This window comes from Clostridium mobile (genome assembly GCF_018918285.1).
GTDB classification, from domain to species: Bacteria; Bacillota; Clostridia; order Clostridiales; family Clostridiaceae; genus Clostridium_AW; species Clostridium_AW mobile.
Genome location: NZ_JAHLQF010000003.1, coordinates 513,164 through 531,510, shown reverse-complemented (window position 1 = coordinate 531,510; position 18,347 = coordinate 513,164). Strand labels below are relative to the sequence as shown.

At 29.7% G+C, this 18,347-nt stretch carries 15 protein-coding genes and 1 other annotated feature; of the genes, 1 reads left to right on the top strand and 14 read right to left on the bottom strand.

Annotation, left to right across the window (positions count from 1 at the left end; all coding sequences use genetic code 11):
• Position 1 precedes the first annotated feature (1 nt).
• Positions 2 to 1,078, bottom strand: a complete 1,077-nt coding sequence (locus KQI86_RS14275; RefSeq protein ID WP_216440026.1) for a tetratricopeptide repeat protein — start codon at positions 1,076 to 1,078, stop codon at positions 2 to 4.
• A gap of 465 nt (positions 1,079 to 1,543) precedes the next feature.
• Between KQI86_RS14275 and KQI86_RS14270 the strand changes: the two genes are divergently transcribed.
• The gene (locus tag KQI86_RS14270; RefSeq protein ID WP_216440025.1) at positions 1,544 to 3,004 is read left to right on the top strand and encodes an aminotransferase class I/II-fold pyridoxal phosphate-dependent enzyme; all 1,461 of its coding nucleotides are present in this window, start codon (positions 1,544 to 1,546) and stop codon (positions 3,002 to 3,004) included.
• Positions 3,005 to 3,175: 171 nt separating this feature from the next.
• Here KQI86_RS14270 and KQI86_RS14265 read toward each other — a convergent pair whose 3' ends face one another.
• The 13 genes from KQI86_RS14265 to rpmI form a co-directional block, all read right to left on the bottom strand.
• Complete coding sequence (locus KQI86_RS14265; protein WP_216440024.1) at positions 3,176 to 4,003, bottom strand: hypothetical protein; 828 nt, start codon at positions 4,001 to 4,003, stop codon at positions 3,176 to 3,178.
• Positions 4,004 to 4,014: 11 nt separating this feature from the next.
• Positions 4,015 to 4,470 carry a 2-thiouracil desulfurase family protein gene (locus tag KQI86_RS14260; RefSeq protein ID WP_216440245.1) on the bottom strand — a complete coding sequence of 152 codons (456 nt, stop codon included), beginning with the start codon at positions 4,468 to 4,470 and terminating at the stop codon, positions 4,015 to 4,017.
• Positions 4,471 to 4,487: 17 nt separating this feature from the next.
• A complete protein-coding gene (locus tag KQI86_RS14255) occupies positions 4,488 to 6,845 on the bottom strand; it encodes an endonuclease MutS2 (RefSeq protein WP_216440023.1) in 2,358 nt (785 codons plus the stop codon).
• Entirely contained in the window at positions 6,845 to 9,217 is a 2,373-nt protein-coding gene (locus tag KQI86_RS14250) for a U32 family peptidase (RefSeq protein WP_216440022.1), read from the bottom strand. Before KQI86_RS14250 ends, KQI86_RS14255 begins: the two co-directional genes overlap by 1 nt.
• Positions 9,218 to 9,296: 79 nt before the next feature.
• Positions 9,297 to 10,286, bottom strand: a complete 990-nt coding sequence (locus tag KQI86_RS14245; protein ID WP_216440021.1) for a glycosyltransferase — start codon at positions 10,284 to 10,286, stop codon at positions 9,297 to 9,299.
• 98 nt (positions 10,287 to 10,384) lie between these two features.
• Positions 10,385 to 10,972, bottom strand: coding sequence for a cell division protein ZapA (locus KQI86_RS14240; protein ID WP_216440020.1), 588 nt, complete (start codon positions 10,970 to 10,972; stop codon positions 10,385 to 10,387).
• 67 nt (positions 10,973 to 11,039) lie between these two features.
• Complete coding sequence (pheT, locus tag KQI86_RS14235) at positions 11,040 to 13,418, bottom strand: phenylalanine--tRNA ligase subunit beta (RefSeq protein WP_216440019.1); 2,379 nt, start codon at positions 13,416 to 13,418, stop codon at positions 11,040 to 11,042.
• 23 nt (positions 13,419 to 13,441) lie between these two features.
• The gene (gene pheS / locus KQI86_RS14230) at positions 13,442 to 14,461 is read right to left on the bottom strand and encodes a phenylalanine--tRNA ligase subunit alpha (protein WP_216440018.1); all 1,020 of its coding nucleotides are present in this window, start codon (positions 14,459 to 14,461) and stop codon (positions 13,442 to 13,444) included.
• Between the two features lie 52 nt (positions 14,462 to 14,513).
• Positions 14,514 to 14,731, bottom strand: a binding site (T-box leader).
• Positions 14,732 to 14,788: 57 nt separating this feature from the next.
• Positions 14,789 to 15,574, bottom strand: coding sequence for a TrmH family RNA methyltransferase (locus KQI86_RS14225; RefSeq protein ID WP_216440017.1), 786 nt, complete (start codon positions 15,572 to 15,574; stop codon positions 14,789 to 14,791).
• A gap of 14 nt (positions 15,575 to 15,588) precedes the next feature.
• Positions 15,589 to 16,251: a potassium channel family protein gene (locus tag KQI86_RS14220; RefSeq protein WP_216440016.1), complete on the bottom strand. Its 663-nt coding sequence runs from the start codon at positions 16,249 to 16,251 to the stop codon at positions 15,589 to 15,591.
• An 11-nt stretch (positions 16,252 to 16,262) separates the two neighbouring features.
• The gene (locus KQI86_RS14215; RefSeq protein ID WP_216440015.1) at positions 16,263 to 17,609 is read right to left on the bottom strand and encodes a TrkH family potassium uptake protein; all 1,347 of its coding nucleotides are present in this window, start codon (positions 17,607 to 17,609) and stop codon (positions 16,263 to 16,265) included.
• A 150-nt stretch (positions 17,610 to 17,759) separates the two neighbouring features.
• Positions 17,760 to 18,119, bottom strand: coding sequence for a 50S ribosomal protein L20 (rplT, locus tag KQI86_RS14210; protein WP_216440014.1), 360 nt, complete (start codon positions 18,117 to 18,119; stop codon positions 17,760 to 17,762).
• 30 nt (positions 18,120 to 18,149) lie between these two features.
• Positions 18,150 to 18,347: a 50S ribosomal protein L35 gene (gene rpmI, locus KQI86_RS14205; RefSeq protein WP_216440013.1), complete on the bottom strand. Its 198-nt coding sequence runs from the start codon at positions 18,345 to 18,347 to the stop codon at positions 18,150 to 18,152.

Here is an 18,347-nt window from a genome sequence, read left to right as displayed (position 1 = left end):
ATTATACTTTTTTCAGTATTTCTTCAAGCTCCAAAACCACTTCATCTTTAGGGTCCATTTTTTGAGCAATTTTAAAATGCTGTTTTGCCCCTTCAATATTTCCACAGTTTAAATAACACATTATAATGTTCGTACATATCTCTATTGATTTTGTAGCTTCAAAAGCCTTTCTTAATAACTCTATAGCTTTTTCATAATTCCCCAGTGAGGCATAATTAATTGCTAATTCATTTATTACCTGTGGCATATTACTTTCTATGTTTAAGGCTTCATTTAAGTAATATATAGCCTTCTCATAATTTTCTAAAATCCTATATGCTATAGCAATATAATAATATAAAACTCCATCTTCTTTAATAATATCTATTAAAGGTAGTAAATATGATAACGCCGTTTTAGGATCATCATAAATTAATTCTTTCCCTTTTTCATAGTCACTAATACTCTTTAATGATATCTTTAAGTCGGTTATTTCCAATGTTTCTTCTCCGCCTAAAGCTATATAGTTATTAATTGAAAATAAAGCAGCTTCAAAATTATTTTCTTCTCTTTTAATTAAAGATTCATACAAATAAGGCAAAGAGTAATCTGAATATACATTTTTTATTTTGTTTATAACAGATATTTCTTCACTTTTATATATAGAATCCAAAGTTCTTAATTTGTCACAGAGCATAAGTAGTTTCTCGTAATTTTCTTTACTTTCTTCTACATTAATAAGACCTTTTAGCATTATATAAGCATCTTCATACAATTTTTCATCTATAGCTTTAAAAATTTTGCCTTTAATAAACTTTATACTTTCTGGGGTGCTTTTAATAAAATCTAAATAATATTTATTGTATTTAAAATGCTCATCTGCCCCTAAAACAAAAAACATTGCTTCTACAAAATAAATTACTGAAATGTTGTCCATATCTTCACCGGACTTAACTTTATTTATTATATCTTCTGATTTTATTGGCATATAAATTTCTTCTTCAATATTTTTTTTAAATATTTTACCTAATTTATTTTTATCCACTTCTAAAAACAATATTTTAGAGAGTTTATCTGAAAATCTAGATTTAATCTCCAATATGAAATCATCCCTTCTATATTTATTTAATTCCATCACAGCTTATTTAAAATTATACATTTTATTATTCAATTCTTCCACATGCCTTCTATTAAAAATAAGTATACTTTAATTTTATATCATTAGATTTGCCTAAGTCTAGGATCTTTTATGTTTTTACAAATTTTTCTATAACAAATATTTTAAATGTCCTCATATTAATTATTCTCCAAACATTATAACATTAGTATATACTTACTGTAATATTTGTATATACTAATGTGTAATTAATATTATTGTATAAAATTAATCTATAAAGATTAAGGTTTTGCATACAATACAAATGTAACATTAAATATTTCCGCATATTATATTGCATTTAAATATTATTTACCTTATAATTATATTGTTTTAAGTAAATCCACGGAAACCATTGATTCCTCAAAGTTTCACGGGTGTATTTATTGAAAGAAGGTGTTTATCAAGGTGTATAAATTAGATCAAAACGAAACTCCATTATTCGATGTCTTAAAAGAATATGTAGACAGAGAAACAATACCATTCCATGTACCTGGTCATAAAAAGGGTGTTGGAATGGATGAGGAATTCAAGAATTTTATAGGGGAGAATCCCTTTAAAATTGATGTTACTGTTTTTAAATTAGTGGACAGCTTACATCACCCTACAGGCGCAATAAAGAAAGCTCAGCAACTTGCTGCTGATGCGTATGGTTCTGATGCGGCATTCTTTTCAATTCATGGTACATCAGGCGCTATTCAAGCAATGATAATGTCCGTAGTTAAATCTGGAGACAAAATAATTATTCCAAGAAATGTTCATAAATCTATAACTGCTGGAATAATATTAAGCGGTGCAGTTCCTGTATACATGCAACCAGAATTGGATAAAAAAGTTGGAATTGCCCATGGTGTTACTCCAGAAACCGTAGAAAAGACTTTACGCAAAAATCCTGATGCTAAGGCTGTTTTAATAATAAATCCAACTTATTATGGTGTTGCAACAGATATTAAAAAAATAGCAGAGATAGTTCATAAATATGACATTCCATTAATAGTAGATGAGGCCCATGGGCCACACCTTGGTTTTAATGATAAATTACCTATATCTGCAATAGAAGCTGGTGCAGATATTTGTGCTCAAAGTACTCATAAAATGATAGGTGCTCTAACTCAATGCTCATTGCTTCACGTTCGCTCTAAAAGAGTTGATGTACACAGAGTTCAGCAAGTATTAAACCTCTTGCAAACAACATCACCTTCTTATATTTTGATGGCTTCATTAGATTGTGCAAGGAAGCAAATAGCATTGCATGGTGGAGAGTTAATTGATAAAACTATAGAACTTTTAAACTATGCTCGTGAGGAAATTAATAAGATACCAGGATTCTATTGTTTTGGGGAAGAGATATTAAATAATCCAGGAGCCTATGCCCTTGATCCAACAAAACTAACTGTAACTTGTAGAGATTTAGGCATAACTGGCTACGATTTAGATATGATTTTATCAAATAAGTATCACATACAGATGGAACTTTCTGATCTATACAATGTTTTAGCTGTAGGTTCCTTTGGAGATACTATGGAAAGTATAGATAAATTACTATCTGCACTAAAAGAAATTAGTAAAGATTTTTATGGAAAAGGAAATAAGAAATCTAATTTTATAGATATTCCATCAATACCAGAACAGCGTCAAATTCCTAGAGAAGCTTTCAATAGTGAAAAGATATGTATTCCTATAAAGGAGAGCGTAGGAAAGATAAGCGGAGAATTCTTAATGGCTTATCCTCCAGGAATTCCAATATTATGTCCCGGTGAAATAATTACTCAAGAAATAATTGACTATGTTGAAAGATTAAAAATTACAGGCTTATATGTTCAAGGAACAGAAGATCCTGAAGTTAATTTTATAAAAGTTGTTAAGTAAAAACACTCTGTATCTTTTAATTGAAAATTAATAATGGATAGTAAAGGAATAGATTTTTCAATGCAAAATCCTAATAAAAAGAGGCTTTTGAGCTAACTCAAAAGCCTCTTTTTTAAATTTCGAAAATTTTTCTACAGAAAATTTTATCCATAACTCTCAATTTTCAACTAACTAAAGGTTTCTTATCCATTTCAAATTCTCTTTTATTATTTCCTTATGTTTATTTCTTATATATCTCATATAAGTATTTTCATCTAGATCTAATATTGAATCATAGGTATTCAATATTCTCTTAAAATACGAAAGTATATACTCAAGTTTAATAAAAGCCACATACATTTCTCTATGTAATTTAACATGAAAGCTTCTTTTTTTCTTTCTAACTGCCTTTATTAAATCTTCATAGTGAATTTTCCATAAGTTTATTAGCTTTACACTTTGAAAATTAATTCTTAGAATTTCTTCAAAAATGCTGTGTGCTTTAATAAATAAAGTATCAGTGAACACATAATCATTATCCTTTATTTTTTCTTCTAATATCAATAACTCTTTTATTTTATTATTCTTTTCTTTTCTTAGTTCTGCTACTTTTATAATAACTTCTTTTAGTTTTAAAGCTTCTTCCATACCATCATCTTTTAAAAACTCTAATGCGCTAATAGCTCTATTACTATCATCTTCATATCTATTAATACTACTATCATCTTCATAGGAGGAAACAATAGAATTTTTATTATCTACATTAAATATACTTTTATAATAATAAGTTAATTTTTCTATTTCCTCTAGTAAGTTATTATCTTTTACTATTTCATCCTTCTCTGTAAGATATAAAACACCTTTTAAAATATAATAATTTTTCCCAAAGCCCTTTTTTCTAAATTGTACAGATTTATATGTATTCCCCTTGTATTGTATGTGTATGGCTTTTGCTGTCTCTCCCTTTTGATAATATGTTTTTATTATTTCTTCCGTTTTATTTTCAATATCTTTATACATAGGCTTATAATTCACCTCATCAATTTAAAGTTATCTTCTGTATATACTTCTATACCATTCTTACTTAAAAGCTCAGCTGTTACTCCATTTCCATCTATTAATTCATGTGAAAAAGTGCCATTATATATTTTACCATAACCACAAGAAGGACTTTTAGCTTTAAGTATAGCCTTTTTAATATTATAAAGTTTAGCTATTTTTAAAGTTTCATAGGCTCCCTTTAAAAATCTTTCTGTTGAGTCCATATTTTCCTGGCTAACTACTTTGGCTCTACCTTCTAACACATCAATTCCATCCCCTCCTGCTATTTCATGAGGAGGTCTAGGGGTTTCCATCCCCCCTAATTGTTCAGGACATACAAGGATGGCCTTTCCCTCTTTAACCATATCCATTATTTCATCATTTATGTTATTGCTACCATTGTATTTACAGTCAATTCCACAGAGACAAGCACTTACCAATATCATTTTATTTTTATCATTTATCATTTTAACTCTACTACCGTAACTCCGGTGCCTCCTTCTCCATATTCTCCTAGTCTATAGGACTTTACATGAGAATGCCTTTTTAACATGTCATTTATGGCTTTTCTCAATATTCCTGTACCTTTACCATGTATGACAGTAACTTTACTTAACCCTGCCATGTAGGCTTCGTCTAAATATTTATCAGTAGCATAAATAGCCTCTTCTGAATCCATTCCTCTTAAATCAATTGAAGTTGAAACGGATTTAAGATTTAATCTCACTTCTCTTCTTGCTACTTTTTTATCCTTCGCGCTTCTTTGTGATATCCTTAAATCTTCTACCTTCACATTTATTTTCATTATACCAGCCTGAACTTGAACTTCTCCTCTATTATCAGGTTTGGTCAAAACAATTACATTTTGGTTTAACTTTGGTAGATATACTTCTTCTCCTAATTTGACCTCTTTAATTTTTTCGCCCTTTTCCTTCTCTAAATTTTCACCCTGTGTTTCTATTTTTTCTAATTTATCCTTTAATTTTTTTCTTTCTTCCTCTAATTTATGTCTTACATCCGAACTATAACCCATTCTTTCCAGTTCTCTTATATTTTTCAATATATTATCTGCCTCTTCTTTTGCCTCTTTTACCAATCTTTTTCCTTCTCTTTGGGCATCTATAAGAGCATTTTCTCTTACTTTGTTGAGGCCATACAATTTTTCTTCATATTTTTCTTTTAACTTCTGAGCTTCATTTTTCAACATCTCTGACTTCCTTGCATCTTCCGCAGCTTTGATGCTTTTTTCTTGAAGACTTTGTATTAAGTCTTCAAATTTTAGACTCTCACTAGCTATACTCTCTTTAGCTTCTTCAATTATAAAGTCTGGCAATCCTAATCTTCTTGAAATTTCGAAAGCATTAGATTTACCAGGTATTCCAATGAGTAATCTATAAGTAGGCTTTAATGTTTCTACATCAAACTCTACTGAAGCATTTTCTACTCCTTCAGTCTTTAAGGCATATCCTTTTAGCTCACTGTAGTGGGTAGTAGCAATTATTTTAACATCTTTCTTTCTCAAATGTTCTAATATTGAAACAGCTAAAGCAGCCCCTTCTGTTGGATCTGTCCCCGCTCCTAATTCGTCAAACAGTACCAATGACTTTGAATCTGCACTTCCTATTATATTTACTATATTTGTCATATGGGATGAAAATGTAGATAAACTTTGCTCTATGCTTTGTTCATCTCCTATATCTGCATATATCTCTTTAAAAAGGCTTACGGTTGAGTTCTCCCTAGCAGGAATCATAAGCCCACTCATAGCCATGATATGTAAAAGCCCTACAGTTTTTAAAGTTACTGTTTTACCTCCAGTGTTAGGACCTGTTATTACAAGTGAAGTAAAATCCCTTCCTAAATATACATCAATAGGAACAACCACTTTCGGATCAATTAATGGGTGTTTTCCTTGCACTATGTCTACAAATCCATCTTCATTTACATGAGGACAAATAGCATTTAAACTACTACCAAACTTGGATTTAGCAAATATGAAGTCTAACTCCCATATTATATTTGCATTGTTTTTAACATATGCTATATTCTCACATACTTTTGAGGATAACTCCTTTAATATCCTTTCTATTTCTGCCTTTTCTTTTAATATGAGCTCTTTTATTTCGTTATTTAAATTTACTAAACTCATAGGTTCAATAAATAATGTTGCACCTGATGAACTTTGATCATGTACTAATCCAGGAACTGAACTTTTATTCTCAGCTTTCACTGGAAGAACATATCTTTCACCTCTCATGGTATATAAGCTCTCTTGAAGATAAGGAGCATAACTCCTTATAAGTGAGTTAACCTTATCTCTTATTGAAGCATTTTTATCCTTTAAGGATTTTCTTATATTATAAAGAGTACTACTTGCCCTATCTGATATTTCTTCTTCACCGATGATTGCATTGTATATATTATCTTCTAGAGCTTTGAGGGGATATATACTTTCACAGATATCTTCTATGACTTTATATGCTTCTTCTTCATCTTTATGAGTAACATAATCTTTAAATTTTCTGGATGACCTCATAACATTTGCAATTTTTAACAATTGTCCAGGAAGAAGAACAAAACCTTTTTCTCCTTTTCCTATTTCCTCTCTAACATCATATATTCCTTCAAAGGGTGGTGACCCTTTTTTTACTAGCAACATTAGTCCTTCTTTAGTTTCCTGTAAATGTTCCCTAACTTCATATAAATTATTGTATGGTTTTAAATTATCAACTATATCTTTAGCCGCTTGAGTATGAGTAAATCCTTTTAATATTTCCTTTATCTTATTAAATTCTAACACTCTTAATGCTCTATCATTCATTATTCTACACCTCTTTTATAATGTCCCCTAGTATAATTTTTAAAATCCCTATCCCAGGTTTTAGCTAACATAGATTTCATTATATACACTACTTCTTCATAGCTTTCATCTGTAAAATCTAGCCTAAAGTTTTTAAAATTCATTTTATTCAATTCCTTTATATTAGGAAGTAAGTTTAGAGCTACTGAGTTATACACATAGCTTCTACAAAATTTATCAGTACTAAGCAAGAATTTTTCTCCCATCCTATCTACTAGCGTAAATTTTTTCTTATTGCAATATGTATCACAGTTGATGTTCTTATCTTTCCCCCCGAAAACACTTCCAATAGCACAATATTCACTTACCATAAGCTCAATTTTGCCATAAACAAGTATTTGCTCATTTTTATTTTCTTTAAAACTATTCTCTAACTCTTTTTTATTTAATTCTACACTTACACAACTTCCATCTATAAAATTATCATAGAAATTTAAACTTTCACTATTAAATACATTTAGTTTGTAATCTCCAATGATACATGTTTTATCTTTAAATTTATTTATAATACCTAAATTTGCTGTAATAATCCCCTTGATTTTATGTAGATTTTTTTCTACGAATTCAATTATAGTTTGAAATTCTCCTTTAATAATATTAGGTATTTTCAAATATAAATTTACTTTTTCCCTATCTATAGAGTTAATGTCTATTTCGTTATTCCTCATAAATGGATTAATACATATATTCTTTGCATCAAACTCTAACACTGCTTTTAATTGATCTTTAGTGGTTATATATACTAATGTCTCTGGTAAAACCTTTCGTTCCTTTATAGGATAATTCATATTATAGTTTGTGCTACTTAAGTTTATATCTCTTTTATATGAATCAACAATAAAGTTTTGTACTTTTTCTAACAAAGTTCTTCTTACTTCATTAATTGAAGATACTGGCAAGAATCCTTCTTCAAAATTATCAAATGTAATTTCTTCAAAATTAAATGGAGTATCTCCAGTTTTTCTTAAATTATCGATTATTTTATTTTTATCTAATGGTTTTTTTATTGCCTCTTGAACTTTATCTCCCCTAATTGTTATAGTTTTCCCCTTTATTTCCGTGGAAATAACTATAGGAGAATTTGTTTTAAAATCTACTTTTAAAGATATATTTATTTTTTTACTATATTTATTGTTGTAAAATCCTTCATAGTATTTTAATAATTTTACATCAGATGTTTTAAATATTGTGTCCCCTACTTTATAGTTTGCTGGATATATTTTAACTTTTTCTCCCTTATAAGCTTTCTCTACTTCTTTATTATCCTTTGTTATTTTAGATATAGCAAAACCACTTTCTCCATTTCTCACTCCATCTTTTAAAGATATATCTTCCTTTAGAGTAATTTTTAACTCCTTATCTATCTTTCCTAGCAATATACCAGTATTTTTAGGAAAGTTATAGGCCATCATATCTTTCCCTACATTCCCATATAAATAAGCTTTAGAAAAACCTTCTCTATTAAATAATTGAAGAAGTTTCTTATTTTCCGCCTCATAATCTAATTTTTCTTCTTTATCTAATTCTTGCTCTTCTATTTGTATATTATCTATAGCCTTTCTATAAATATCTATAACCCCTGCTACATACTCCGGCCTTTTCATCCTACCTTCAATTTTCAAAGACGTAGCACCACTTAAAATTATATCCTTGATATCGCTCAATGTGCAAATATCCTTAGGGCTTAATAGATAGCTCTTTTTTTCTCTATCTTCATCTCCTTCTATTAATGAGTAAGGTAATCTACAAGGTTGTGCACATCTCCCTCTATTTCCACTTCTGCCTCCTATCATACTACTCATAAGACATTGACCAGAATAGCATATACATAAAGCTCCATGCATAAATATCTCTGTTTCTATCCCTATGTTTTCTGATATATATTTAATTTCCTTTAATGATAATTCTCTAGATAAAACTATTCTTTTAAAACCTATTTCTTTAAGAAATTTTGCTCCCTCTAGATTATGTATTGTCATCTGAGTTGAAGCATGTAGCTCAAAGTCTGGCATTTCACTTCTTATAGCTTTAGCTAGACCTATATCCTGTATCAATAAAGCATCTACACCTATTTTATATAGAAATTTAGAGTATTCTAAAGCTTCCTTTAGTTCCTCTTCTTTCAATAAGGTATTTACCGTAACATATACTTTTACTCCATATATATGACAATAATCCACTGCATTAGTCATATTATCCTCATCAAAATTAGAGGCATACGCTCTTGCAGAGAATTTACTTCCTCCTAAATATACTGCATCCGCTCCACTATTAACTGCTGAATACAAACTTTCTATGCTACCTGCTGGAGCCAATAACTCTACTTTTTTCATATTCATCTCTCCTAATTTAATCTAGGTTTATTATACAATATATTACCCATAGTTTCTAACAATAATTTAAGGCTATCCTTTACTGTAGGATAGCCAAATAACTTTCGTATAATTTTTGTATACATTTACTCCAATTATAATTTTCTAAAATATAGTTTTTAAAATCATCATTTTTCTTTTTATTAATCCCTTTAATTATTCCTTCAGCTATTGATGCTTCTTGAAAAGGATCACAGTAAGTAGCGCCCTCTCCAAAGTATTCATAAGCACTCCCTTCTTTAGTTGTTAGTATATTACACCCACTAGCAGCTGCTTCCAAAGAAGAAATTCCTGGTATCTCCATAAAGGATGGTGATATGTGAAGCTTCGCAAATCTATATGCATTATAGATATTGTAGCTATCCATAAAACCTAAATAGATAGTGTTCTTATATTTTATACATTCATTAAAGTAATCTTTATCATCGATAGTGCCTATAAGCACTAATGGTATATTTAAATCATTGCAAATCTTAGATAAAGTTAACTGATTTTTCATTTTACATATCCTACCAACACAGAGAACATAATTATCTAAATTATATCTATCTTTAAAATTATATAGTGGAACCTGATCATCCTCCACTTCAACTCCATCGTATATTGCCTCGTATTTAATATTCTTACCAAATTCCTCCTTAATTATGTTTCCCTCTGTTTTACTATTAGGATATATTATTTTACAACCTTTTAATATTTCAAGCTTATAATGGCTACATTTTTCCCACATCTTTATACTATCTATATCTTTAATATAGCTATAATACTTTGTTAAATCCCAGTACATTGGCGATAATACAATGGTTTTCTTATAGTATTTTCCTAACTTATAATACTTATATGTTTCCCCAGTTCTCGTTAAATTAAATAAGTGAATTAAGTCATAAGAAGAATAATCTTCTATGTGACCATTATTTATATCTACATGGGCTCCAATTTTTCTCAAATGTTCTGCTGACTTTAAAACTTGCATAGAATCTCCTGCAAAATTTCTCAGATAATCATTTCTTATGCAATATAGAATCCTCATATATATCCCCCTAAATTTCTCTGTGTTTAAATTATTATTATGCAGATATAAATGTTATTATCACATTTAAAATAAAATAAGGTACAAATTAATGTACCTTATTTTATCATTGGATTATTCATTTTCTTCTCTTTTGCCAATTTAACCTCTGTTTCAATAAGCTTATGTTGCAAATCTAGTATTTTGTATTTTGAGGACTGCATTTTAAACTTATATTCTTTACATTCTAATTTTAACTTATTATTTTCTTCTAAGTATTTTTTACAAGTATTTTTAAGTTCATTTTTTTCTTTTTCTGTATTGCTGAGAATTGCTTCTTTACTTTTTAGTACTTCTTCGTATTCTTTTAACTGACTTTTTCCTTTCAATTCCTCAACATATTTCTCTAACTCGGCCACTTTGCTCTTCAAATCCTCAATTTCGCTTACATAATTTTTTTCATGTTCTTCCACGTAGTTTAACTTATTTATAAGCTGTTGATTTTCCTCTTCTTTTTTAAGCATGTCATCAACAGCATTAACGGCAGTTAATATGGCAGCTGAAGCTGTACTGAGTTTATTGTTATTATCAGTTATGTTTTTAAGTTTTTTATCTACATAAGCTGCTACCCTATGTAAATATTCTTCTTTCTCATTTCCCTTTAAGTTGTATTCAACTCCATTTATCCTAACAGCTACTATGTTCATGAAAACACCCTCTCAGATAAATTCTTATATATATTTTAACACAATTTGTTACCAGTTAAAATAGAATTTATCTTAGAGTTGCTCCTAACCTATTTTCCAGAGTTCTTACTATTTTATCATGTACCTTATTTACTTCTCCATCTGTCAAAGTTTTATTTTCAAGTCTATATACTATGGAGTAAGCAACGCTTTTCTTTCCTTCTTCTATTTGCTTACCCTTATATATGTCAAATAACTTAATACTTTCTACCATTTTTCCGCCTTGTTTAGCTATAATGTCTTCAATATCCTGTACCATAACTTCATCTTCAACTATTAATGCGATATCTCTAGTTACTGCAGGATATTTTGGAAGTGGTTTATAAGCTTTATTTACATTTGCATATTGATACAATAAATCTAAGTTTAACTCAGCTATATAACATCTTTCTTCTATATCATAATTATCCGTAATATCAGGATGAATTTCTCCTAAAGTTCCAAGTAATTTTTGTCCAATAAATACTTTTGCTGTTTTTCCTGGATGGAAAGAAGGATTTTCACTTTCTCTTTTATAGCTTACATCCTTTATATCTAAACTATCTACTATATTTTCTACAATACCCTTTAAGTCCAAATAATCTACATCGCCGTATATACCTAAAGTTGCTATATTTATCTCTTCTGGAAGTTCATATTCACTTTCCTTTGGTAAATACACTTTACCAATTTCAAATAATCTTGTTCTTTCATTACTTCTTGAATAATTTCTAGCTAAAGCTTCCATCATAGAAGGAATGGAAGTGCTTCTCATTATGCTATAATCTTCCCCTAAAGGATTTCTTATTTTAACTACATTTCTAAGAGGACTTTCTTTAGGAATCAACACTTTATCAAATACTTTTGGACTTACAAAAGAATAGCTTATGGATTGATTTAAACCGCTTCCTATCAATACTTCAACTATGCTATCTTGTAAATGCTGCTTCTTAGTTTTACCTCCTCTTTCGCTAGTAGACTTAAGTAAAGTAGTAGGTATATTGTTATATCCATAAATTCTTGCAATTTCTTCTGCTACATCTTCTTTAATATTTATATCACTTCTAAAAGTAGGTACTTTAATAATTAATTTTTCCTCTTCTATTTCAGTTTTTAATTCTAATCTATCTAAGTATTCTTTCATGCTTTCTTTTGATATTTCTATTCCTAAAAATTTATTTATCCATTTAGAGTCTACTTCAATAATATTTGTCTTTAATGGATTTGGATACACATCTATAGTTCCTTCCATTACTTCTCCAGCGCCTAATTCATTAACTAAATTACAAGCTCTATCTATAGCAATTTGAACTAAATTGGGGTCTAAATCTTTTTCAAATTTTGATGAAGCTTCTGTTCTTAGCCCTAATTTCTTTGAAGATACTCTAATATTAGTACCCTCAAAATTTGCACATTCAAAAATTATTTCAGCAGTATCTTCCTTTACTTCTGAATTCAACCCTCCCATTATACCTGCAAGAGCCACTGCTCTATCTCCATCTTTTATGCATAATATATTGGAATCTATATCTCTTTCTACTTCATCTAAAGTAGTGAACTTTTCTCCATCTTTAGCTCTTTCAATAATTATGCTATTAGATGTGATTTCTCTAGCATCAAAAGCATGCATTGGCTGACCTAATTCTAGCATTACAAAATTAGTTATATCTACTACATTATTAATAGGTCTAACTCCTGCCTCCATTAATCTTTCCTGCATCCAAGCTGGTGATGGAGCTATTTTAACATTTTTTACTCCTCTAGACATATATCTTCTACATAAATCATCTCTTATTTCTACTTTTAAAATATCATTTATGTTTTCCTTACATTTACTCACATAATTAGTTTCTGGTTGCTTATATTCAACTCCTAGCGTAGCTCCTGTTTCCCTAGCCATTCCTACTACACTTAAACAATCTGGTCTATTAGATGTGATTTCAAACTCAATTACCGCATTATCTAATCCTAATACTTCCTTTATGTCTTTTCCTATTGGAGTTTCCTGTGGTAGTATTAGCAATCCTTCTGCCGCTTCTTCTCCTCCAATTCCCAACTCATCTTCTGAACACATCATTCCATTAGATACAATACCTCTTAATTTACCTCTCTTAATCTTTACTCCACCTGGTAAATTTGAACCATGTACAGCAACTGGAACTATATCTCCTTCTTTCATGTTTTTTGCTCCAGTAACTATTTGTGTTAGTTCTTCCTCTCCAATATTAACTTGACACACAACTAATTTCTCTGCATCCGGATGAGGTACAATAGACATTATTTTCCCTGTAACTACATTTTTAATTTCATCCTCTGAAGTAACAATTTCTTCTACTTTTGAACCAGAAAGAGTAAGTCTATCCCCTAGTTCTATTACTGAAATATTTATATCTACATAATCTTTTAACCATTTAATTGGAACTTTCATTTCACTTGCCTCCATTCATAATATTAAAATTGATTTAAAAATCTCATATCACTTTCATAAAGTAATCTAATATCATCTATTCCATACTTCAACATAACCATTCTATCAACACCAAAACCAAAAGCAAATCCACTATATACTTCTGGATCTATTCCACAATTTCTTAAAACCTGTGGATGTACCATGCCACAACCTAACAATTCAATCCATCCACTTCCTTTACATACCCTACACCCTTCTCCATTACATACAAAGCATGTAGCATCCATTTCTGCTGAAGGTTCTGTAAATGGGAAATGATGAGGTCTAAATTTAGTCTTAACCTTATCTCCAAACATTTTTTTAGCAAACATTTCTAAGGTACCTTTTAAATCTGCAAAGGTTATTCCCTTGTCTACTACTAGCCCTTCCATTTGATAAAATATAGGTGAATGAGTAGCATCTACAGCATCTGAACGGTAAACCTTTCCAGGCGCTATCATCATTATAGGTGGTTTTTGTTTCTCCATAGTTCTTATTTGTATTGGAGAAGTTTGAGTTCTTAAAACCATTTTGTCATTTATATAAAAAGTATCCTGCTCCCCTTTTGCTGGATGATTTTCAGGTATGTTTAATGCCTCAAAATTATAGTAGTCTAATTCTACTTCTGGTCCTTCTTCTATGGTGAATCCCATGGATATAAATATATCGATCATACTTTGTAAAGTTAAATCCAAAGGATGTCTCTTACCTAAAGCCTTTCTCTTTCCTGGTAAGGATATATCTATAGTTTCATTTTTTAATCTTAAATTTTTCTCTTTATTTTTCATTTCACTTGAAGCTTCTTCTATTAAACTTTCTATAACTTCTCTCACTTTGTTAGCTAGTTTACCTACTATAGGTCTTTCTTCCGAACTTAATCCACCCATTCCCCTTAATATCTGAGTTAATTCACCTTTCTTACCAAGGTATTTAACTCTAATGCTATCTAACTCATTTTTATTTTCTATAGTCTTTAGCTCATTTATAGCACTTTCTTTAATACTTTCTAATTTTTCTCTCATTGCATAATGCTCCTTTCAATAATAGTTTATAAAATAAAAAAAGCCCATCCCTGCTAGGGACGAACTTATATCCGCGGTACCACCCTGATTAGCATAACATGCTCATCTTTTATAGTTTATCGGTTATTAACCGCTAATTGCTACTACAATCATTCACAATTAGAACTCAGAAGGGAACTTCAATATAACAACTAATAAAAAGGCTTTCAGTCTAGGGCCTTTTCTCCCTGAAATAATCCTTATATTTACTCTCTTCTTCACCGTTTAATTATTATATTTTATGTCTTTAATTTAAAATTCTACATATTTATAATTGAATTGTCAATGCTAATTTACATTTTGCCTAACTATTTCAAACATAATCACTGCTGCCGCCACTGCTGCATTAAGTGACTCTGCTCCTCCAGGCATAGGAATTTTAAAATTTTCATCTCCTAAATTCAATACTTCTTCACTTATTCCTTTGCCTTCATTCCCTATACAGATTACTAATTTCTCATTTTTCAAATTTAAATCATATATATTATTTTTTGATTCTAGAGAACTCACTAAAAATTTATATCCCTTTTCCTTAAGACTTTTTATAAAAGTTAAATCTTTACTCTCTAAAATTGGAATGTAAAATACTGATCCCATGGTAGACCTTAGTGTCTTATCATTGTAGACATCAACGGTTCCTTCCATTGTTATTACTCCTAAGGCACCAGCAGCATGTGCGGTTCTTATTATGGTTCCTAAGTTGCCTGGATCTTGAACTTTATCTACTAATACATAAAAACCTTTCTTGCCTTCTATAGCTATCTCTTTATTTTGTACTAACGCTATTATCCCTTGAGGGCTTTCAGTATTACTTACTCTTTTAAATATTGATTCCGTAAGCATATATACTTTAGTATTCTCTTTTATTTTGTTATTAATCGCTAATTGGTAAAATTTATCCTTTGATTTCTCATTTATAAAAATATGAGAAACGGTAAAATTTGAATCTAATGCCTCTTCAACAAATCTAAATCCTTCAACTAAAAATTTCTTTTCTTCATTTCTATACTTTCTTTCTTTTAGCTTTTTTATCTCTTTTATTATAGCATTATCTTTGCTAGATATCATTTCCAATATAATTTCACCCTTTATTTAGAAATTAAATTCTCTAATTTATTTAATTTTTCTGTTTCACCAATAGCCACAATTATATCTCCTGAATTGATTATATCATCTGCTGAAGGAGATACATTTATATCATTACCACTTTTAATAGCTACAACATTTATTCCATAGTTAGCCCTCATGCTTAAATCATTTAAAGTCTTTCCATGCCAATCTGTAGAGCTTACTATTTCTGCTATGCTATATTCTGGAGATAACTCGATATAATCAAGTATATTCGCTGAAACTAAATTATGTGCAACTCTAACTCCCATATCTCTCTCTGGTAAAACCACTCTATCTGCCCCTATTTTATATAGTACTTTTGCATGTAGTTCACTGTTAGCTTTAGCTATTATATATTTTACACCTATTTCTTTAACTATTAATGTAGCCATTACGCTTGCCTGTATATCTGAACCAATAGTTACTACAGCTACATCAAAGTTGCTTATACCTAAGGATCTTAAAGTATGCTCATCTGTAGCATCTAATTGTACTGAGTGAGTAACATCATCTGATACACTTTGAACTATATCTTCATCTGAATCAATAGCTAATACATCATTCCCAAGGGAATATAAAGTCTTAGCTACAGAAGTTCCAAATCTACCTAATCCTATAACAACAAACTGTTTTTTTTCCATTTAAATCTCCCCTATCCTACTAATATTTTTTCCTCTGGATACTTTATATTACTTGAAGCCTTTTTCCTTGATAAAGCTAAAAATAAAGTTAAAGGTCCTATTCTTCCAGCGTACATAGTAAAAGCAATAATTATTTTACCTGCAAAACTTAATTTAGTAGTCAATCCTAATGTTAATCCAACAGTTGCAAAAGCAGAGGTTGCTTCATAAAGAAGATATTCCAACGATGCACCAGCTTCAGTTATTGACAATACCATTGTAACAAATATAACAAGGCCTAAGCCTATAACTGTAATTGCCAAGGACTTATATATTGTATCCTTTGGTATTCTCTTTTTAAAAGCTTCTACATCTTCTCTACCTTTAACTATAGACATAACCGCCAATATAAGTAATCCTGCTGTAGTAACTTTAATACCTCCTGCTGTAGATCCAGATGAACCTCCAATAAACATTAATATTATGGTTAAGAATGTTCCTGCAGTAGTCATATCTGATGTAGATATGGAGTTAAATCCAGCAGTTCTGGGGCTAACAGATGCAAATATAGATGATAAAACCTTGCCCTTAAAAGACATATCCTTCATGGTTCCTGGATTATTATACTCAAGTATAAACATAAGTATAGCTCCAGCTACTATTAAAAATGTAGTAACAGATAATACTATTTTAGAATGTAGGGATAATTTCTTTAAAGTCTTAAAATTATAAATTTCTTGCCAAACATAAAATCCCAGACCGCCTATTATAATTAAACTAGATATTGTTAAAATTACAACAGTATTATCATAATATTTCGTAACACTTTGATAATTACCGAACAAATCAAAACCTGCATTACAAAATGCAGAAATAGAATGAAATATACTATAATATATACCTTTAGCTAATCCAAACTCAGGTATAAATTGAGTCGATAATAATAACGCTCCACCTAGTTGTATTGAAAAAGTAAATAATAATACATATCTGACTAATTTAACCAATCCTTGTAGCGAAAAGGAATTCATAGCTTCTTGCATTACTAATCTATCTTTTAATGTAATTTTCTTACCTAATATTAAGGCAATTAAAGTAGCAAAAGACATAAATCCTAGTCCACCAATTTCGATTAAAAACATAATTACCGTTTTACCAAAATAACTCCAATGAGTTCCAGTATCTACAGTTATTAATCCTGTAACACAAGTGGCAGATGTAGAAACAAACAAGCAATCAATAAATGGAGTTATCTCACCACTTTGAGTTGCTATGGGTAAATGTAATAAAATTGCTCCAATAAAAATTACAACTGCAAAACCTAAAGCTAGTATTTGCACTGGAGCTAATCTAAATTTTTTAAAAATTTTAATTTTCATTGTACGCACCTCATACAATAATTTAATTTATAATTTATTATAAATTCAATATAATCCATCTATAGAGCTAATGTAATTTATTATAGCACTTGAGCTTACATTGTCAAATTATAAAAATAAAAAATGCAGCAATTAAGGCTGCACTTTCTATTAAGCGTTTAATTTTTCTTTTGCTATTTCTACTAATCCAGAAAAAGCTTTTGGATCATTAATAGCTATTTCTGATAACATCTTTCTGTTTATATCTATTCCTGCAAGCTTAATTCCATTCATGAATTTTGAATATGATAATCCATTCATTCTTGTAGCCGCATTTATTCTTGCTATCCATAGCTTTCTAAAATCTCTCTTCTTTAACTTTCTGCCAACATATGCATTTCTTAATGCTCTTATAACTGTTTCATTAGCAGTTTTGAATAACTTGCTTTTTCCACCGTAGTATCCTTTTGCAAGTTTAAGTACTTTTTTATGATTTTTACGAGCATTCACAGCTCTTTTAACTCTTGCCATTTAACGTAACCTCCTTCTTCGCACTGTAAATTATAAATATGGTAATAACTTCTTCATTGCTTTTTCCTGACATTCTGCTACATATCCAGTCTGTCTAAGATCTCTTTTTCTTTTTGAACTCTTTTTTGTTAATATATGACTTTTGTAAGCTTTCGCTCTCTTTAATTTACCAGTTCCTGTAGCTTTAAATCTTTTTGCTGCACCTCTATGTGTTTTCATTTTAGGCAT